The organism is Metabacillus crassostreae, from assembly GCF_016908395.1.
In the GTDB taxonomy this organism is placed as follows: domain Bacteria; phylum Bacillota; class Bacilli; order Bacillales; family Bacillaceae; genus Metabacillus; species Metabacillus crassostreae.
In genome coordinates this window covers 19,919-39,967 of record NZ_JAFBDU010000009.1, presented here as the reverse complement: position 1 = coordinate 39,967, position 20,049 = coordinate 19,919, and the positions used below count along the sequence as shown (strand labels likewise).

Below are 20,049 nucleotides of genomic sequence, written 5' to 3'. Positions count from 1 at the left end.
GCCTCTTTTATTCAATATTCCATCTTTTATTAATTTCTAATAAGCTGTGGTATAAAACATCATCTTTCATGATAAAGCTATATTTTTTATCATATTTGATGTTTTTAGGAATTTTCTCGAGAAGAATTGGTCCGAATGTTTCAAAATATTGCTGCTGCTTTTCAAGGATTTCAATCGTTGCAAAATAAATATTTTTAACGATTACTTTTTCCTTACCTTGAACCTTATACTGTCCTAGATAAGTTAAATTCTTAACAATCCCACCTGTTTCTTCTTTTACTTCTCTAATTGCTGCTTCATCAGCCGTTTCATCCTTCTCAACCTTACCACCAGGAAATTCATAGCCTCGGTCAGAATGCTCTGTTAATAACCATTGATCTTCATATCGACAAACAACCCAAACATGCTTAGGATCACTTGAAAATGGATAGCTCTCAAATGATAAGGTAACTTCATTGTGATAATAATCAGTAAATCGGTACATAAGTAATCCCTCAATTTTCTTCCTAATCTAATAAAATCTTATCACAATGTTAAAGCTCTGTATAAGGTTTATTCTTGTTCGTCTATTCTGGAGATCAATCCTTGTGTGCGAATATGGTTTTTGGCTTCCTCATCTCCAAGCTCATAAATCATTCGATAAATTTGCTTGTTCGTGTCATCTATTGCATCATTTTCACGATCATAATGGTATTGAATATATGGTGTATGTGATCTAAGGAAACCTTGTATATCTGAAGAGTATACTTGATCAAAATATTCTCTTAACGTAATAATCTCATCATCTGATGCTTCTATTTTAAAATGCCATGGTGATGCAGTACTTAATTGAGATATTTCACCACTACCAACATTTATATAGTATGTTTTTTTTCCATTATTCATAAAAGACAGCTCCTTCTCTTCGTCCTTTTTTTAGCGTTTGCCTATAGTATTCGGTTTATGCGCTAAGTTATAATGGAATATTTCATGAGATTTTTGTAAAAAATATAGTGATAATGTGGAAGGAAATAGATGATTACTGGGAGGATACAGATGGGAAAAAGTCAGTTTATTAACGATGATTTAAGTAGATTTCGAGCTGATGAAGAAGATGTTTTTGCATATGTACAATCTATATTACACCAAACAAATAAAGAACAAATTCTTGAATGGATACAAAGTATGTCAACTCAGGAATTACAAGAAATAATAGCACCGTATATTTCTGATAAAATAACTAAAGAGATTGCTGAAAAAGAGTTTTTGTAATTTATGTTAACTAGTAACTTATCTGAACAAAACATCGCTTTCATAAAGGTACCTTGGTTTCTTTTTCATTAATTTTCAATAAATCATTTTGTGAAAAACTGTACATAGAGAAACCGAGTGAAGGTTGTTCTTCACCCGGTTTTTTATGAAAACTTATTTTCCTAAGAAAGATTTTAACATCCAGTTATGCTTCTCTAGACTTTGGTGGATAGCTAATAACATATCACCAGTTGTTTCGTCGCCAACTTCTGCTGCAAGATCCATACCTTCCTTGAGCTCGTCTGCTACCTTGCTAAAGTCATCAAATACATTCTTAACCATTTGCTCGGCTGTTTCGTTACCTTCAGCTTCATTAATTGACGTTAATTCTAAACACTCTTTCATTGTAGCAACCGGTTTGCCTTCAAGTGCTAGTAAACGTTCAGCTAGTTCATCGATATGAACATTTGCTTCATTGTAAAACTCTTCGAACTTTTCATGTAGCGTGAAGAAGTTCTTTCCTTTTACAAACCAATGGTAATTATGTAGTTTTACATAAAGTACAGTCCAGTTAGCAACCTGCTTATTTACTGTTGCAATTAATTTTTCTGACATATTAAATTCCTCCCTTGTCTTCTACTTATCTTTACCCGGTATAGTTTGTGACAAAACATGATATTTTATTGCATAACTTTTTAAACCGAGATCAATTTACTCATGTTAAGATATATGGTAGAGATTTAGTATTTTTAAAAGCTGAAATCAATATCAGTTAAAATTTCAATTCAACGGGAGGTTTAACGTGAAGGTAGTTTTTATTATATCGATTATTATTGTTTTGGTAGTTCTAATTTTGAGTGTTCTTACAACAAGTAAAGCATATCAATATAAACATACAGTTGATCCTGTTAATAAGCCTAAAGAAAAATCTAATGAGGTAGATTCGTCTGTTGATGAGCGATTGGAACAAAGAGACAAGGAATGACAATTTTAGGGTTTCTTATTGGGGGTGTAACCAACATTGTATAAGCAATGTTTCTCTTTGAAATCCCTAAAATAAACTTACATAAATATGTATACTAAATATATTGAACAGCGTTTATTTTTAAAGCTCTTTAACAAGTATTTTGGTGGCTGATTTCCGCTACAGGCTGCTCGCTTTCCGCGGGAAAAATATTAAAAAGCCAAACTACCGGCTTTTCAATAAACGATTTTTCCTTGGGGCGGGCGGAGAGCTTCCTCAGCGCAAGCGCCTGTGGGGTCTCACCTGTCCCGCTGCTCCCGCAGGAGTCTCACACCTTCCGCTCCAATCAACCTTAAATAGTTTTGTTCAATTATTTTTTTAAAACAACAAACTTTTATAAAAACCTTTAAATTATATAAAGCTCTACTAATTCGTTTATTGCTGCAATTCAATTTTAAAATCCACTTATGAAAGTTTAATTTGGTTTTTCAGTTCCCATTACCAGTTATTTATCTCCAACTAAAACCTACCCTTTAGGTTAATTAAGTTTAATTTCGATATCCTAATCCCATACCATTACCTACAATTTTCATTTAGTATCCTCTTTTCAAGAAAGTGTCTAATAATCCCACTAAGTATTTTTAAAAAATACCCATACTATGAATTTCCAATAATAAATAATAGCGCGAACTCTTATATGAATTCACGCTATTATTTCATTGTGATATACTTTCGTACAACTATAATAATCTAACAATAGAAAACACTAAAAATTAAGGGAAAACTACTTTACTTTTAATAAGATTCATAAACATATGGGGTTTTTGGTTGTTCTACTGCTTCAATGGATGATACGGATATAGATGGAAGCATCCAGTCTTGATAAGCTACTGTTGATAATGTCCCCTTTAATTTTACCCATTGATCATCGCCATATTGTTTTGCATCAGGAAGTGTTGCAAGAGTTCCAAATACAGAAGCATCTGCTACACAACAGGATAATCCAAATCTTGCAATAACAAATTGATCCTCTTCAAAATCTTCTTCTCTAAAGATAAAACCTGTTAGTTCAACAGTTTTCCCTGAAAAAGCATCAGGATCTTCATCTAGTATTGTTGTCATCGCTATATAATTTTCCTCTGTAAAAACGATAGTATCCGCCTTTAGCATCTTTGCTTTTAATTGAGCATAAAATTCCTCAGGCTGTTCTTGGATTTCAAATCCTTCTGGATGCTCTAAAGGCACATCTGGAATATTTGATGATTGTGCAACCTTATCACCAACACTCTCTTCAAGTTCCTCCATATATGCTTCAGGGTCCTGTAAATATTCATCAGCTTCACTTGTTTCATCTTCGTTTTCATTTATCTTTTCCTCATTTACAGCCAAAGATTTAAATCCTCTTTTCGCTACAACAGAGCTATCTAAAACAACTTCAGGAAACAGAAAGCCGGTTATAATCGGGATAACAAATAGTGAATAAACGGCAATTGATTTTAATGGAGAACTCCCACTTGTATGGTCAACACCACAATCACAATAGAGCTCTTCTCTTTTCTTTGATCCACTTCTCCAAATTTGAATTATTCCTAGTATTAAAAATACGACAATCGCAAAATAAATAAAAGGCATCATCTTCGGAGCAATAAAATGTAACATATCTCCTGTAACAACTAATTTAGTCATTAACAAGGTAAAACCAATTAAAATAATGCCTCTTATATAGATATGGAACCGATACTGGCTATTTTGATTTTCCATTTTATCTACCCTCCGATCACAATAAGAATTGTTGAAAAACAACAATGCTTCCATATACCACAATGGTAACAACTATCATAAATATCACAACAAATCTAGCTTTAAAAAATGCGAAAAGCATGATGGTATTTTTCAAATCAAGCATAGGTCCATACACTAAAAATGCTAATAGTGAACCTGTTGTAAAGGAACTCCCGAATGAAGCAGCAACAAAAGCATCTGCTTCTGAGCATAAAGATAAGATGTACCCAAATGCCATCATAACGGCTGGTGATAAAAAGTCATTCGAACCAATTTCCGTTAAAAGTGTTCGATCTAAAAATGTTTGAAAAAGGCTAGCAATAAATGCCCCAATAATTAGAAATTTTCCCATTTCAAAAAATTCATCACTTGCATGGAAAATAGTTGATTTTATCTTGCCAACTTTTTCTTTTCCTTCATCTGATGTAGTTATGACTAAATCCTCTTTTGTCCACTTTAACTGATCTTGTTGCTTTCTAAAAATAAGGTAAATTATAAAACCTATCACAATCGAAAGAATAAAAGCTAGTCCCATTCTTGAATATGCCATATAATGTTGTGAACCAAATGCATAATAGGTAGATGCAAACACAACAGGATTTAAAATTGGTGCACCTACTAGAAAAACAACTCCTAAATGTAATGGCATCCCTTTTTTCATTAATCGTCTTACAATAGGTACAATTGCACATTCACAAATAGGGAATAACGCTCCAAGAAGAGCAGCTGGCAAAATGGCAACAATTGCATTCTTTGGTAGAGTACGTTTAATGAAGTCTTCTGAAACGAAGGTTTGAATAAGAGCTGAAACAAATACTCCCAATATAATAAAAGGTATAGCTTCTAGTAAAATACTTAAAAACATTGTATTAACAGTCAAAAATTCAGAAGGAATATTTAACGAAATGTCCTGAAAATCAACAAACAAAAACAAGTAGAAAAACAACCCTAGTAAACCTAGTCCAATAAACTCTCTTAAAAAGGGTGATACAGATTTATTCATCTATTTTTCTCCTAACTTTTTAATTCATCTCGTACTATATCATACTAATTTAGTTACGAGATTATGTCTATCATATTTAAAAACTGTTTTTCTGATACAATTCAATCTTTCAACACAATTTTACCAACATCTACAAATATCAACACATTGGAAAGAGATAATCGTTGAAGTTTTCTATCATATTAAAGTATACTCTCAATATCGAGTAAGTGAAGGGAGAACATTATGACTAGAAAGATAAACTTGCCACCCAAAAAAGAACGTCATCTTCTTTTTGGTTCAGTTGAGCCTGGCGTAAAATTAAAGCCTACTGAAAAAGACCAAATGCCAGATTTACAAAACTCTAAAAAGGATTTCCTTTTTACTATAGATTCAGTAGGAATAAGCAATGTTAAACACCCTATCATTATAGAATCTGATTTAAATCCAAAACAACAAACAACAATTGCTACTTTTAAAATGACTAGTAAAATCTCTCATGATTCAAAGGGTACGAATATGAGTAGATTCACTGAGCAGCTTGAACAATATCGCCAAAATGGTGGATTTGTTCTTTCAATAAAAAATCTATATGATTTCACAAAAGAGCTTGCAGAACGTCTAAAACAAAAGGACGCAAGTATCGAAGTAACATTTCCATGGTTTTATGAAAGAAAAGGACCAAGCTCAGAGCTAGTTGGATTAAATCATGCAGAAGCTACAATTGCTGTTACCTATGACGAGACAGTTGGTTATACTACAACAGCTTCATTAACATGTGCTGTCACAACTCTCTGTCCATGTTCAAAGGAAATTAGTGAATATAGTGCACATAATCAGCGTGGCTATATTACAATGGATGTCGAGTTCACAGAGGACTATCATGAAGAGCTAGATTGGAAAGCAGCACTATTAGAAGCAGCTGAAACAAATGCTAGTGCTATGATTCATCCAGTCCTAAAACGTCCTGATGAAAAAATGGTTACAGAAACTGCTTATGAAAACCCACGTTTCGTTGAGGATATGGTAAGACTAGTAGCAGCAGATTTATATGAACTTCCATTCATCCAGGCCTTTACTGTTAATTGTCGGAACGAAGAATCAATTCATTTACATGATGCAATTGCTAGTTTAAGTTATCGTAAATAAGGACTTAATTAATAGAAGCTCCAAATCACATCATGATTTGGAGCTTTTTTATTTTTTTGGTTGTAAAACTAGTAAGAATGCCTCCTCGAAACTTGTCGAGGATTGTCAATTGATGGATTAACTATAAAAGTTGAATGATTATCTATGAAAGTTGAACGATTATCTTCTAAAGTTGAACGATTAACTATGAAAGTTGATTGAATAACCTTAGATTTACTTGATTTCAATCAACCTGTGTAAGAAAAATTGGACTAAATAGTAAAAGAGGCAATTGATTAAGCTCAATTGCCTCTTTTTCAAAAATATCAATTCATTTATCCAAAAACTTTCGCTAATTCTTCTTTATCCTGCTCAAGCCAAAAACGCATTAATCTTTTTGCACCTTCAAGATCATGTAGCTTCGCTTGCCCACATTGAGTTTCGTTGGCAGCAGGAATTTCTGTTATTTCAACAGCAGCTTTTAGTGTATCTTCTAGTAAATCAATAATTTCTGTTACTTCAGGGTTTCCACTAACAACTAAATAATAACCTGTTTGACAGCCCATTGGTGAAATATCAATAATTTCAAAATGATTGTATTTTTCAGCATGCTCACGAATATTAAAAGCTAGCAAATGCTCTAGCGTATGAATCGTGTCTGGCTTCATTGCCTGCTTATTTGGCTGACAAAAGCGGATATCGAATTTATTCACTTCTCCATCACTACCAACCTTATGAACTCCACAATGACGTACATATGGTGCTTTAACTGCATTATGATCTAAATCAAAACTTTCTACTGAAGGCATTTATTTCACTCCTATTTTTTATCATATTGTCAACATTCTATCTATCATGATAAGAAATAATAGCATATCTACTACTACTTTTAGTATGATAGATAAAAGTAATTATACCCTTTTGCTTTACAATAAAAGAAATATTGAAAAAATTCACTTTAAAGTAGGTACTTATTATGAAGCATTTCTTTATAGCTCTAATTCGCTTTTATCAAAAATTCATCTCTCCGATTACACCACCAACATGTCGCTTTTATCCAACATGCTCACATTATGGCTTAGAAGCATTTAAACGATTTGGTGTTTGGAAAGGGTTATATCTTACAATTATTAGAATCATGAAATGTCATCCTTTTCATCCAGGTGGTTTTGATCCAGTTCCTGAAAAAAAAGAAGCCAGCAAATGACTTTACTTTGCATGTAAAATAAAGCTTAAAATACTTTTATTACTTACTCATATCCATTCACTACAACATCTAATTTGCCTGTTGCAGGATCTATGACAAGACCATGTACTGGAATGTTATCTGCTAAAAGTGGGTGGTTTTTTATTTTCTCAACACTATCTTTAACACTATCCTCTACTTTATCAAATCCTTGTAGCCATGTTTTTAAATCAACACCTGAATATTTTAAGACATCGATTTTTTCTTGAGTGATTCCTTTTTCTTTTGCCTTTGATAAAAATGAATCTGCATTAAGTTTACTCATTCCACAATCATGATGACCTATAACACAGACCTCGTCAGCATTTAATTCATAAACAGCAACCAAAATACTACGCATAATACTTCCAAAAGGATGAGCTACAATTGCACCTGCACTTTTAACAATTTTCACATCGCCATTTTTAAGATTCATTGCCTGTGGTAATAGCTCTACCAATCTAGTGTCCATGCAGGATAAGATAACAAGTTTTTTCTCTGGAAATTTAGTTGTCTCAAACTTTTCGAACTCTTTATTTGCTACAAATTTTTCATTATGAACTAAAATTTCATCAACTATTCTCATTTCTGAATCCTCCATTATTTTTTTAATTAAAATTAATATAACATAACTCTTGTTTTTTAACTATTAATCAGGTATCATATCAATTGTGTAAATCGTAACTATTACTATTTAATTTTACTAAGATCTAAATATCTAAAAAAATTATGGTTCTCAAATCGGAATGATTAGGATATAATAAGTTAGTCTTAATCGGAATCATACTGATTTGTCGAAAGGAGAAGATTATGAAAAAGCGAATATTAATCACAAGCTTTACCCTAATTATGTCTTTATTATTAGTAGCTTGTAATACAAATAATACTACTCAAAACACTGAAGATACAGAAAAAGAAGCTGATACAAGTAAATTAAAAATCTATACGACTATTTTTCCACTTGAGGATTTCACTAAAAAAATAGGTGGAGATTTAATTGAGGTTGAAAGTGTGTTACCTCCAGGTGTTGACGGACACACTTATGAGCCAACAACTAAAACAATGGTCGACATTGCTAAATCTGCTGGATTTATCTATTCTGGATTTGGTATCGAAAGCTTTGCTGATAAAGTTCAACAATCATTAGAAAAAGAAGATGTAGCTTTTATAAATGCTGGAGAAGGCATTGAACTTGCAACTAATGAACACGCTGAAGATGAGCACGCTCATGAAGAAGATGAACACGCTGGTGAAGAAGCAGCACACGAAGATGAGCACGCTCATGAAGAAGATGAACACGCTGGTGAAGATGCAACACATGACCATGGTGATACAGATCCACATGTTTGGTTGGATCCAATTTTATCGATTCAATTAGCTGAAAATATTAAAAATGCTCTAATTGATTTAGATCCTTCTAATACAGAGACTTTTGAGAAGAATTTTGAAACATTAAAAACACAACTTGAAGAATTAGATCATTCTTTTGAAGAGGTTGTTGCAAATTCAGAGAAAAAAGAAATTCTTGTTTCTCATGCTGCATATGGATATTGGGAATCAAGGTATGGTATTGAGCAAATTAGTGTTTTAGGCCTTTCTCCTACAGAGGAGCCTTCCCAAAAAGAACTGCAAAACATTATTGAAACAGCAAAGGAACATAAACTTAAATATATTATTTTCGAAACAAATGTAAGCAGTAATGTTACTGACATTGTGCAAACCGAAATAGGAGCTGAAGCTCTTACTTTAAGTAACTTAGAATCAATAACAGAAGAAAATATTAAAAATAAAGAAGATTATTTTAGTCTTATGACTAAAAATTTAAAAACTCTAGAACAGGCATTAAACTAATAGTTGTATAGATAGCAACAAATGTAACTATTCCGTTTGTTTTACTAACATTATACGAAGAAGCAGATCATCACAAAACAGTGATAGATCTGCTTTTTTTATTAATAGGCTCTGTTAAACTTTGTTGTTGATTTCCGTTACAGGCATTCGCTTTCCCGGGAAAAAAGTACCTTTTTTCCCAGGGAGCCTCCTCGTAAGCTGCGCGCCTGTGGGGCTCCCTTTGACACGCTTCTCTAAGCAGGAGTCTCATATATTCACCTCCAATCAACAATGTGCTAAAAATCAACATTAACCTTTAACATAGCTTATTAGAAAAATAATGGTCAATCCAAATTTATACTACTAGTGAATAGCTTCTTTATTACCTATATACAAACTTCATCTCATCTTCTTCATCGTTTATCATTTCTCCTCCATTACATACAAGATTTCATAGAATATTATTTAGAAAATAGTGGACACTATGGTTGTTTACGACAAGGCAGGAAAAGAAAGGCGGATCATTATGGATGATTTAGTTTTAGCACGGTCATTGTTTGGAACAACGATGGGTTTTCACATTATATTTGCAACATTAGGTGTTGGCCTTCCGTTAATGATACTTTGTGCAGAGCTTCTTTTTCAAAAAACAAAGGACAAGGATTATGCAATTATGGCAAGACGTTGGACAAAGGGACAAGCCGTACTGTTAGGTGTCGCTATTCCTACAGGTACAATTGCCGGTGTACAACTTGCATTATTATGGCCTGGTTTTATGGAAGTTATCGGTAAAGTGATGGCGCTCCCATTTCAAATTGAAATTTATGCATTCTTTATTGAAGCTTTATTTATGTCCATTTATGTTTACGCAGCTGATCGGATCTCACCAAGAATGAGAATAATTAGTGTTTCTCTTGTACTTTTAGGAGCTAGTGCTTCAGCCATATTGATTACAAATGTACATGCCTTCGAAGGTACACCTGCTGGCTTTCGTATTGATAATGGTGAAATCACGGATGTTGATCCTTGGGCTGCTTTTTTCAATCCGAGTTTTTTCATTTCCGCGGCACATGTCGCTGTTTCAGCCTATATGACAGGCGCATTTATGATTAGCACAATTGCTGCTTTTAAAATGCTCAAAAGTCGAAAAAATGAACGAGTTTATCAATTTCATCGAAAAGCATTGATTCTTAGTCTTGTCATCGGTGGCATTTTCTCATTTTTAACTGCTATCAATGGTCATGAGTCAGCACAAATGCTCCATGAGTATCAACCAGAAAAGCTGGCTGCAGCTGAGGGGCTTTTTGAAACACAGGAGTATGCGCCACTTGCAATTGGAGGTTTTACAGATCGAGAATCCCAAGAAGTTAAATATGGAATTGAAATACCATGGGCACTTAGCTTCTTAGCAGGAGATAGTTTTAAAACAGTTGTTGTTGGTTTAAATGACTTTCCAGAAGAATATTGGCCACCTTTATTTGTACACACACTATTTAATGGCATGGTTATAATTGGTAGCTTCTTAATCTTCTTATCAATGGCTGGATTTGCTTGGTTTAAGATATTAAAAAAACCACATTTCCCCAAGTTATTTATGTATGCCTTTGTTTTAGCAGGACCACTGTCCCTGTTATCAATTGAATTTGGCTGGATCTTTGCTTGTACTGGAAGACAACCCTGGGTTATTTATCGTATCTTAGCCACTGAAGATGTTGTGACAGGATCAACTCAAATTGGTATGTTATTTGTCTTATTTTCACTGATTTATCTTGTTTTAGGTGTTGCCGTTTTAGCTGTTTTAAAATACTACTTTAAAAGACATCCTGTTGAGGATGAAATTGATGCTGGTGGATCAAACAACAATAATTTGAGTGTCTACTAATATAAGAAAAGGGTGAATCATTATGACAGCAGATTCATTACTAGCAATAACCGTTCTTTGGGGCTTTGTGTTCATCTATGCCGTTATGGCAACGATGGATTTTGGAGCAGGATTTTGGTCAATGATTTATATTAATAAAGAAAAAACAAATGCAACAAATATTGCAAACCGCTATCTTTCTCCTACATGGGAGGTTACAAATGTATTTATAGTAGCAATTGTTATAGCGTTAGTTAGTTTTTTTCCAGGAGCAACCTTCATTTTAGGGACCGTCTTGCTTTTACCCGGAAGCTTTATTTTAATACTACTTGCATTACGAAGTGGGTTTTTAGTGTTTTCTCATGTGGCAAAAGATTACGAAAAGGCGTTAACATATGTATCTGGAATTTCAGGATTTATTATTCCGGCTCTGCTTATGCTAGTTCTACCAATCACACATGGTGAGTATATCGAGGTTGTTAATGGAGTTCATCAACTCCAATTTGGAGCTATGTTTACAAGCCCTAATATCTATGCTTTTATGGCTTTTGCTATAAGCAGTACCCTTTTTCTCTCCTCCTTATTACTTGCTGATTATTCTAATGTGGCTGGTGAGCCTGAAGCATATCGTGTTTATCGTCGTGATGCGATCATCCTTGGTCCGATTTCTTTGCTAATGGCATTTTTGATCATGTTCACATTAAAAAATGAAGCAAACTGGCTTTACACAAACATGCTTGAATATACACCTTTTTTAATTGGCTCTGTTATCTTTTTTGTTATAGCTGGTGCAGCTATGTTTCTTCCATCTAAAAAGCATAAGCTTGCAATAGGAAGACCTCGTTTAGCAGTAGTTGCTGTAACGATTCAATATTTATTGGCAAGCTTGGCCTATGGTAGAGCACATCTTCCATATATGATTTACCCTGATGTAACAATTCTTTCTGGTTTTACTCATCCTAATACATTTAGAACATTAATCATTACTTATCTTGTAGGCTTTTTAATACTTTTCCCTGGCTTTATTTACTTTTGGAAGTTATTTATGAAGGATAAGCGCTATTTAAAGCAAAATGAATCTTAACTCTTTTTTACTAGCTTTTGGAGATTTTTAAGCTGAAAAAATAAATATTTTCCACTGTTTTATCAAATGCTACTATAGTAAATTTTGAAGGGGGAATCATGATGAGAGAAGATTTAATCGATGCATTTCGTAAGGATGTTAAAAATTCGAGTGCTGATTCATTTCCAATGTTTGTCGATTCATTTACAAACATTTGGGATTATGAATTTGGTTCTTTAGATGATCTTCCACATGATGTAGATCAGCTTGTCGCTAGTCGTGCAGTTGAATATGGGTTAATGGAATAGAAAAGTGCATGTCGTTTGGAGTTAGATGCTAAAAATAAGTCTATTTTATTATAATACAAACAAAACAGGCAGACTTTTAAAAATGAGTCTGCCTGTTTTGTGTCAAACTATATTGTCGTTGTAGAACTAACACTGGCTACTTTTTTAAGATTTTTCTGTGCACGTTTTTTAGCAATGATGCCATGCTTAGGTGAAAATAAGAAGGCTATCGCAAAGAGTACTCCTGTTGAGGATGCCATTGCACCTGCAATCGATACATTGAGTAAAGTCGCAACATAATACCCTGAAACAGCGGCAAATACACCAATTCCTGCACTAATAAACAGCATATTTAATAATTTATCTGTTAATAAATAAGCGGTTGAAGCTGGAACAATTAACATAGCAACAACTAATATTGCTCCAACACTGTCAAAAGAAGCTACAGTTGTAATCGATAGCATTCCCATCTGTAAATAATGAATAAAAAGAACAGGAATTCCAATCGCTACTGCCATCTCTGGATCAAAAGAGCTAATCTTGAATTCTTTATAAAAAAAGATGATGATGAGTAGATTTACGATGAATACAAATGAAAGTAGCCATACAGCTTTAGGACCTAAATCCATTCCATACATCTCTACTGTATCCCATGGAATAAACGTGATTTCCCCCATTAAAGCATGATCTACATCTAAGTGAATATTCCCTGCAAAGAGAGAAAGTAAAACTACACCGACTGCAAATAATGATGTGAAAACTATTCCAATAGCTGCATCTGCTTGAACTCCTTTTCCATTTAAGACTTGAACAAGCAATGCAGTTAAAAGGCCAACTACAACAGCGCCAATTAGCAAAGCAGGCCCATCTAAGCTTCGACTAACTAAATAGCCACCAACAATTCCTAGCAAAACAGTGTGTGAAATGGCATCAGCTAGCATGGCCATCTTTCGCAACACTAAAAAACACCCAATCATAGCGCATGTAATGCCTACTAATGAACCAGTTACTATTATCCAAGCATCATAAGACATTACACCATCAGCCTCCTATCCCTAACAACTGCTGATCTTGGTATTAAAAGTGGTGATCTGTTGTGTGTGCTTAATAATTTCAAAAGCTGTTCTTTCGTTTCCTTAGATAGCTGCTGAAGATTAAGATCATCACGTGTTTTTAAGTCTAAATGAGCAAATTCCATTTCATGCATTAAATACATTTCAAACAACCTTTGTTGTAACACAAGCTCGTAACCTGCTTCAATTCCTTTATCAGTTAACATCCAAGTATTTGCTTCTTTTTGTATAAATCCTTTTTTGTTCAATTCATTTTTTGAATACTGAAAAAGACGAAGTGGTACATTTCTTTTCTTCAGTATGGCTTCATCCTTAATACCACGTAGAGTTCCACCTTCTGCAATATCATATATACTAAGAAACACTTGATCTATAGCTGTCTTTTTACGAAGAGATAGCTGTTTAAGTGCTTTAGCAAGTAATCCACGATTCGGAGCAAATATTAAGGAAATTAAAAACATAAAGGTAGCCGCAATTATAATCAAGGGACCTGTTGCCATACCTTTCATAATGGTACTCAATAATGTCCCTGCCACTCCTGAGAATCCACCAATTAACCCAGAGATGATAATCATGTGGCTTAGCTTATCTGTCCAATATCTAGCACTGATCGCTGGAGTAATTAACATAGCTGCCATTAAAATGACGCCAACTGTTTGTAACCCAATAACAACTGAGCAAACAATGAGTAATAACAATAACCCATTAAAAAAACTAACAGGAATTCCTAACCCTTTAGCAAACTGTGGATCAAAGGTTAACAACTTAAATTCCTTGTAAAAGATTGCTGTAACCACTAATATGCTCAAAGAAACGATTGTAATCAATTGAACATCAGCAGCTACCATTGAGGCTGCCTGCCCAAAAATAAAATCGTCTAATCCACTTTGATTTCCAGAGCCATTATGTTGAATATAAGTTAATAATACAATCCCAAACCCAAAGAAGACTGAGATAATGATTCCCAACGCAGAATCTTCTTTTATCCTCGAATGGTTAATAATTACTTGTATAATAAAAGAAGAAATCAATGCAGCAATTGCAGCACCAACCAAAAACCATAAAAGTGACTTTGATCCGTATAATAAAAAGGCAATACATACTCCTGGTAAAGCAGCATGTGCCATTGCATCTCCAATTAAGCTTTGTTTTCTTAATAATGTAAAACTACCAACAACACCACTAGTTATTCCAAGAAGCATCGTTCCTAGTAAAACCCATTGTGTATTAGGGTTTTGCAATTGTAATAATATGGGTTCGAGCATTTTTGCTTCACTCCTATTTTTTTAATGAAGCAGATGTGAAAAAAATCCACATCCTTTCAGGAATTTTTTCAAAATCTCTATACTTTAACTATTAACTTCATCCACCACAAGCGATTGATCTTGTAAAAATGTTAATTTACCACCATAAGTTTTTTGCAAATTATTAATGGTAAACGTTTCTTTAGTTGGTCCAAAAGCAACTTTTCTCATATTTAATAACAATACCCAATCAAAATACTCATCCACAGTTTGTAAATCATGATGAACAACAAGTACTGTTTTGCCTTTTGCTTTTAATTCATTAAGAAGTGCGATGATTGCTTTCTCTGTTGCAGCATCCACACCAACAAATGGTTCATCCATAAAATACACATCAGCATCTTGAGCTAGAGCTCTAGCTAAAAATACCCTTTGCTGTTGACCACCTGATAACTGACTGATTTGACGATTTTCGTATTCAAGCATGCCTACTTTTTTCAGACAATCTCTTGCAAAGTCTACATCTTTCTTACCTGGGCGCTTAAACCAGCCTACATGACCATATCTCCCCATTAGTACTACATCAAGTGCATTTGTTGGGAAATCCCAATCAACCGATCCTCTTTGTGGCACATATCCGACACGTTTTCTACTTTTCTTATATTTATCTCCATATATCTTTACTTCACCAGAAGCAGTAGGAATTAATCCTAAAATTCCTTTAATTAACGTTGATTTCCCTGCACCATTAGGTCCAATAATTCCTATTAGCTTTCCTTCTGGAACCTCAAAGCTGACCTCTTGAAGAACAGGCTTTTGATGATATGCAATTGTTAAATTATCAACTTGAACAGGAATCATCTATACACACCAACCTTATATGCTGTTTAATAAAACTTTTTAAGAATTGATTCTACTTTAATCAGTTCTTGAAAAAGTAATATTCCATAAAACTCACCAAAAAAATAGCAGTCTTACTTTCTATTCTTAATAACATTTAATTCAACAAAATAACGATAAAAAGTTCTAGTACCTTTTATTTAAGTGATCCTACAATTGTGTCAACATTATGTTTAAACATGCCTGTATACGTGCCTTCTTCAGTGCCTGCCTTACCCATAGCATCAGAAAAAAGTTCTCCTCCAATAACTACATCATGATCTTCCTTTTGTGCACCTTCAACAACAGCACTAATCGAATTTTCAGAAATACTACTCTCTACAAATACAGCTTTTATTTTCCTATCAACTAATGTATCTACCAGAACTTGAACATCCTTTAAACCATAATCAGAATCAGTACTTAGTCCTTGTAATCCCATAACCTCCATGCCATACGCATGACCAAAATATTTAAATGCATCATGAGCAGTTACTAGTACACGACTTTCTTCAGGTATTGTTTGAATTTGTTCTAGAGCATATTCATGCATTTCTTCTAGTTCCTTCTTATAATTTTCTGCATTTTCTTCAAAAAGCTGTTTATCATCTGGTGAAAGCTTAGAAAGCTCTTGTTCAACTGCATCCACAACATGAATCCAAGCTTCAATATCAAACCAAATATGAGGATCATGAGCATCTGAATCATCTGCCCCTAATAACATTTCTTCTGGGACAGAATCACCTACTGCAACAGTTGGTTTATCTTTTGACATCTTTTCAAAAATGGTATCCATTTTCCCTTCTAAGTGAAGACCATTGTAGAAAATAATCTCTGCTTCGTCTAACTTTTTAATATCCCCTTGTGATGCTTGATAAAGATGAGGATCAACGCCAGGTCCCATTAATGAATCAACCTTTACTTTATCTCCACCAATATTTTTGACAACATCCGCAACTTGACCTGTTGTAGTAGTAACATTAATTTCATCTAAACCATCAGTCGCTGTTTCCTCACTATTACATGCTGCTAAAAGCCCCATTGAAACAATTGTAAAAATTACTACTAACCATCTTTTCATCTTTTCATTCCTCCACTCATTTATATTATTTTAGCTTTGTTAAACATTATTGATTTCAAGAATCTGTAAATAGCTGTTTACTTATCTAGTTAGCTTTTTTTTGTTGTAGTTACTGGACTTTATAGATCTCCAACAATATTGATTTACAAAGCTATTACTAAAATCTCAAACGTAACTTAAGAAAGCTTTGTGTACTTTTATGTTTACAAGCATCCGCTTTCCACAATCCTCATTTCTTCAACACTATGCTTACAGAAACAATAACAAAAGTAGTCTATGATCTATATGTAGTATATGCGCCAATATTTTAGTTAATATCACATTTTGTTTATCAAACTAAAAAAGTTTCCTTAGTACAAAACTAATGGATACAACCATGATTGTCAATATTATTTTTGAAAATAACTATTATCTGGAAAATCTCTTACTTTCGTAAGCTGGTGAAATCAACAATGTATAGTGATATCTGTACTAAAAAAAAGAGAGTCTGACCCAAATCCACGCATGATTAAACACATGGACTTTCGAGTCAGACTCTAAAGATAAGAGCAGAAAGAGAAACTTAATTCATTTTTTGACTAAGATTCTTCTTCCACAACATTATAAGCTGAATGAAATAAAACCTACTAACTGTTAAAAATAAATTTTAAAATGTAAATCTCAGCTAAAATTGAATTTTTATATAAACAAATTTCAATTTTAGCTCTAATAATGCATGATTAAATTAGTTTTCATAAAAATTCACATTATGTCTTTAGCTTCAAATACCATATTGGCTTTTCTTAGCTTTTCTATGTCTTTTATATTTACCTGAAATCCAATACCCTCTTTTGTTGGAACAGTCATTTTGCCTTTTTCTGCTTTAATTTCTGGGTATACGATATCATGATCCCAATATCTTGATGAAGAGGAAATATCTCCAGGAATTGTAAAGTTAGGAAGTGATGCTAAAGCAATATTGTGTGCACGAGAAATACTAGTTTCTAGCATTCCTCCACACCATACAGGGATCTTGTTTTCTTGACATAAGTTATGTATTTTAATTGATTCTGTTAGACCGCCTACTCGACCTGGCTTGATATTGATCACTCTACAGCTTCCAAGTTCAATGGCCTGTCTTGCATCTACATGACTGATAATACTTTCATCAAGACAAATTGGGGTTTCGATCTTCTCTTGAAGTTTAGCATGATCAATAATATCATCTGCTCCAAGAGGTTGTTCGATCATTAATAAATTAAATTGATCAAGCTCTTTCAATCTATCCTTATCTTTTAACGTATAAGAAGAATTTGCATCTGCCATTAAAGGTAAGCTTGGAAAATGACTTTTGATCTCATCTAGTATCTTAATGTCTTGTTTTGGTGATATTTTAATTTTGAATCGTTTATAGCCATCTTGAATATAATGATTTATTTGCTCAATCATGTTAGCAGTAGATGAAATTCCGACCACAACACCACAATCAATTTCTTTCCTTGTTCCACCCAAAGTCTCAGATAATGACTTATTCTCCCTTTTGGCATAAAGATCCCAAATTGCTGCTTCAAGAGAGGCTTTGGCCATATTATTTCGCTTTATTTTCTTGAAAATATCCTGGAGTTCATCAGGGTGATTAATATTCTGTTTAATCGTCAAAGGAATTAATATGTCTTTTAAAAGATGAAGACTTGTAGAAATAGTCTCCTCTGTATACCATGGTGTAGAAAAAGCAACTACCTCCCCCCATCCTGTAAATCCATCAACATCAATCACTTCAACAAGGATACTTTCACGCTCTGTTACTTGACCGATACTTGTGATAAATGGTGTTTTTAATGTTTGCGTAATAAGATGTAATATGATTTTTTTAATTTTGATCATTTGTCATATCCTTTATTGTTTCTTTTAATAATCTACGTAATAATTTATTTGATGAATTTCTCGGTAGCTCATTCATGCTTGTGATTTCTTTAGGTACTTTATAAGATGCTAGGCTCTTAAAACAAAAATCTTTCAACTCTTCTTTACTAACTTGTTTCTTTGTTACAATAAACGCATGTGGTACCTCTCCCCATTTAGAGTCCTTAACTCCGATAACACCTGCATCCACCACAAGAGGATGTGACAATAATACCGCTTCAATTTCTGCTGGATAAACATTCTCTCCACCAGAGATAATTAAATCAGAGCGTCGATCTAAAACAAATAAAAAACCATCTTCATCTTTAAAGCCTATATCACCAGTATGAAACCACCCGTTAGATAAACTATCAGCTGTTGCATCATGTCTCTTCCAATACCCTTTTGTCACATTAGGTCCTTTAACAAGAATTTCTCCTTCTTCATTCGAACTACATTCTCTACCATCCTTTTCAACTTTTATATCACAAGAAAATAACGGTTTACCAGCTGAACCTAACTTTTCCAGACAATATTCTGGTGCTAATGTCGCAATTTGAGATGCTGTTTCTGTCATACCATACGTTTGATAAACAGGTATCTGCCGGTGTAAGCATTCAACAAGCAATGGTTTAGGAACAGGACCTCCCCCTGCTAACATACAGCGAAAGCTGACTGGATATTGCTTCGATCCGAGATCTTCTAGCATTTGTTGAAGCATTGTTGTTACAACTGATACGATTGTTACTTCTTCTTTAATTATTGCTTCATTCATACTTCTTGCATCAAAGCGTTCATGCAAAACAATACTTGTTCCGTAAATTACACTTCTTATTAAAATTGATAAGCCACTTATATGGAAAAGAGGGACCGCTAATAGCCAACGATCATTCATTTGTAAACCTAGATTTAAAGCTGAACCAATTGCGCTTGACCAGTGATTGCCAAAGGTTTGCATTACTCCTTTTGGATTTCCAGTCGTACCAGATGTATACATAATTGTTGCAACTTGATCAAATGAATAACCATGAATGGCTAACGATTTTTCATCCAACTTAGTATCTTCACAAATAATGACAGTTACTTTCTTTTCTACCTCTATTAATTTTGGTTCAAGTTCTTTATGACATATTACGTGAGTTGCCTCTACATCAGATATCTGCCAAGCTAGTTCTTGATTCGAAAGACGTGTATTCAATAAAACTGAAATTGCTCCAATAGCAAAGAGAGCATGAAGGGTTTCAATCATCTCGATACTATTTTTCATTAAAACAGCAACATGCTGTCCTTTTTTTATATTGTTAGTTGAAAAATAATTTACTCGCTGCTGTACCTTTTCATAAAGTTGTTCATATGTAATTTCTCTAGTTTTCGTTTTTATTGCCAACCTCATCGGAGTTAGTTCGGCTCGTTGCTTTAACCAATTCGGGATATATTGTTCCATAATTAGCACCTCCAAGCATTAATAAAAACAGCTTGATGAGATGAAATCACCAAGCTGTTTTTGTTTATTTGTCTAAAATCTGAAATAACCTGTTT

The 20,049-nt window shown here is 33.7% G+C and carries 21 protein-coding genes; 8 read left to right on the top strand and 13 right to left on the bottom strand.

Features of this window, described 5'->3' with window-relative positions:
- Positions 1-7 precede the first annotated feature (7 nt).
- Complete coding sequence (ytkD, locus tag JOC75_RS20110; protein ID WP_204955762.1) at positions 8-484, bottom strand: RNA deprotection pyrophosphohydrolase; 477 nt, start codon at positions 482-484, stop codon at positions 8-10.
- A gap of 68 nt (positions 485-552) precedes the next feature.
- Positions 553-885, bottom strand: a complete 333-nt coding sequence (locus tag JOC75_RS20105; RefSeq protein WP_204955761.1) for a hydrolase — start codon at positions 883-885, stop codon at positions 553-555.
- A 150-nt stretch (positions 886-1,035) separates the two neighbouring features.
- Between JOC75_RS20105 and JOC75_RS20100 the strand changes: the two genes are divergently transcribed.
- Positions 1,036-1,251, top strand: coding sequence for a DUF6154 family protein (locus tag JOC75_RS20100; protein WP_204955760.1), 216 nt, complete (start codon positions 1,036-1,038; stop codon positions 1,249-1,251).
- Positions 1,252-1,404: 153 nt separating this feature from the next.
- Here JOC75_RS20100 and JOC75_RS20095 read toward each other — a convergent pair whose 3' ends face one another.
- Positions 1,405-1,845 carry a Dps family protein gene (locus tag JOC75_RS20095; RefSeq protein ID WP_146949418.1) on the bottom strand — a complete coding sequence of 147 codons (441 nt, stop codon included), beginning with the start codon at positions 1,843-1,845 and terminating at the stop codon, positions 1,405-1,407.
- A gap of 187 nt (positions 1,846-2,032) precedes the next feature.
- Here JOC75_RS20095 and ytzI point away from each other — a divergent pair, with 187 nt between their 5' ends.
- On the top strand, positions 2,033-2,215 hold the full coding sequence (ytzI, locus tag JOC75_RS20090; protein WP_204955759.1) for a YtzI protein: 183 nt from the start codon (positions 2,033-2,035) through the stop codon (positions 2,213-2,215).
- A gap of 774 nt (positions 2,216-2,989) precedes the next feature.
- Here ytzI and JOC75_RS20085 read toward each other — a convergent pair.
- On the bottom strand, positions 2,990-3,955 hold the full coding sequence (locus JOC75_RS20085; RefSeq protein WP_204955758.1) for a TIGR03943 family putative permease subunit: 966 nt from the start codon (positions 3,953-3,955) through the stop codon (positions 2,990-2,992).
- Positions 3,956-3,971: 16 nt separating this feature from the next.
- Entirely contained in the window at positions 3,972-4,979 is a 1,008-nt protein-coding gene (locus tag JOC75_RS20080) for a permease (protein ID WP_204955757.1), read from the bottom strand.
- 225 nt (positions 4,980-5,204) lie between these two features.
- Here JOC75_RS20080 and folE2 point away from each other — a divergent pair, with 225 nt between their 5' ends.
- Entirely contained in the window at positions 5,205-6,107 is a 903-nt protein-coding gene (gene folE2, locus JOC75_RS20075; protein ID WP_204955756.1) for a GTP cyclohydrolase FolE2, read from the top strand.
- A gap of 314 nt (positions 6,108-6,421) precedes the next feature.
- Here the strand turns inward: folE2 and JOC75_RS20070 are convergent, their stop codons facing one another.
- Positions 6,422-6,895 carry an S-ribosylhomocysteine lyase gene (locus JOC75_RS20070; RefSeq protein WP_204955755.1) on the bottom strand — a complete coding sequence of 158 codons (474 nt, stop codon included), beginning with the start codon at positions 6,893-6,895 and terminating at the stop codon, positions 6,422-6,424.
- 167 nt (positions 6,896-7,062) lie between these two features.
- Here JOC75_RS20070 and yidD point away from each other — a divergent pair, with 167 nt between their 5' ends.
- A complete protein-coding gene (gene yidD, locus JOC75_RS20065; RefSeq protein WP_204955754.1) occupies positions 7,063-7,293 on the top strand; it encodes a membrane protein insertion efficiency factor YidD in 231 nt (76 codons plus the stop codon).
- Positions 7,294-7,336: 43 nt separating this feature from the next.
- Here yidD and JOC75_RS20060 read toward each other — a convergent pair whose 3' ends face one another.
- Positions 7,337-7,897: a beta-class carbonic anhydrase gene (locus tag JOC75_RS20060; RefSeq protein ID WP_204955753.1), complete on the bottom strand. Its 561-nt coding sequence runs from the start codon at positions 7,895-7,897 to the stop codon at positions 7,337-7,339.
- 224 nt (positions 7,898-8,121) lie between these two features.
- Here JOC75_RS20060 and JOC75_RS20055 point away from each other — a divergent pair, with 224 nt between their 5' ends.
- The 4 genes from JOC75_RS20055 to JOC75_RS20040 all read left to right on the top strand — a co-directional run bounded on the left by JOC75_RS20055 (position 8,122) and on the right by JOC75_RS20040 (position 12,373).
- On the top strand, positions 8,122-9,162 hold the full coding sequence (locus JOC75_RS20055; RefSeq protein ID WP_204955752.1) for a metal ABC transporter solute-binding protein, Zn/Mn family: 1,041 nt from the start codon (positions 8,122-8,124) through the stop codon (positions 9,160-9,162).
- Positions 9,163-9,667: 505 nt separating this feature from the next.
- On the top strand, positions 9,668-11,023 hold the full coding sequence (locus JOC75_RS20050) for a cytochrome ubiquinol oxidase subunit I (protein ID WP_204955751.1): 1,356 nt from the start codon (positions 9,668-9,670) through the stop codon (positions 11,021-11,023).
- Between the two features lie 22 nt (positions 11,024-11,045).
- Complete coding sequence (locus tag JOC75_RS20045; RefSeq protein WP_204955750.1) at positions 11,046-12,086, top strand: cytochrome d ubiquinol oxidase subunit II; 1,041 nt, start codon at positions 11,046-11,048, stop codon at positions 12,084-12,086.
- 101 nt (positions 12,087-12,187) lie between these two features.
- Positions 12,188-12,373, top strand: a complete 186-nt coding sequence (locus JOC75_RS20040; RefSeq protein WP_239589594.1) for a hypothetical protein — start codon at positions 12,188-12,190, stop codon at positions 12,371-12,373.
- 107 nt (positions 12,374-12,480) lie between these two features.
- Here JOC75_RS20040 and JOC75_RS20035 read toward each other — a convergent pair whose 3' ends face one another.
- The 6 genes from JOC75_RS20035 to JOC75_RS20010 form a co-directional block, all read right to left on the bottom strand.
- Positions 12,481-13,386 carry a metal ABC transporter permease gene (locus tag JOC75_RS20035; protein ID WP_204955749.1) on the bottom strand — a complete coding sequence of 302 codons (906 nt, stop codon included), beginning with the start codon at positions 13,384-13,386 and terminating at the stop codon, positions 12,481-12,483.
- The gene (locus JOC75_RS20030) at positions 13,386-14,690 is read right to left on the bottom strand and encodes an iron chelate uptake ABC transporter family permease subunit (protein ID WP_204955748.1); all 1,305 of its coding nucleotides are present in this window, start codon (positions 14,688-14,690) and stop codon (positions 13,386-13,388) included. Before JOC75_RS20030 ends, JOC75_RS20035 begins: the two co-directional genes overlap by 1 nt.
- Positions 14,691-14,774: 84 nt before the next feature.
- Positions 14,775-15,530: a metal ABC transporter ATP-binding protein gene (locus tag JOC75_RS20025; RefSeq protein ID WP_204955747.1), complete on the bottom strand. Its 756-nt coding sequence runs from the start codon at positions 15,528-15,530 to the stop codon at positions 14,775-14,777.
- Positions 15,531-15,705: 175 nt separating this feature from the next.
- The gene (locus JOC75_RS20020) at positions 15,706-16,629 is read right to left on the bottom strand and encodes a metal ABC transporter solute-binding protein, Zn/Mn family (protein ID WP_204955746.1); all 924 of its coding nucleotides are present in this window, start codon (positions 16,627-16,629) and stop codon (positions 15,706-15,708) included.
- A gap of 741 nt (positions 16,630-17,370) precedes the next feature.
- Complete coding sequence (menC, locus tag JOC75_RS20015) at positions 17,371-18,489, bottom strand: o-succinylbenzoate synthase (RefSeq protein ID WP_420828043.1); 1,119 nt, start codon at positions 18,487-18,489, stop codon at positions 17,371-17,373.
- The gene (locus JOC75_RS20010; RefSeq protein WP_204955744.1) at positions 18,479-19,954 is read right to left on the bottom strand and encodes an o-succinylbenzoate--CoA ligase; all 1,476 of its coding nucleotides are present in this window, start codon (positions 19,952-19,954) and stop codon (positions 18,479-18,481) included. The genes menC and JOC75_RS20010 overlap by 11 nt, the downstream gene beginning before the upstream one ends.
- Positions 19,955-20,049 lie beyond the last annotated feature (95 nt).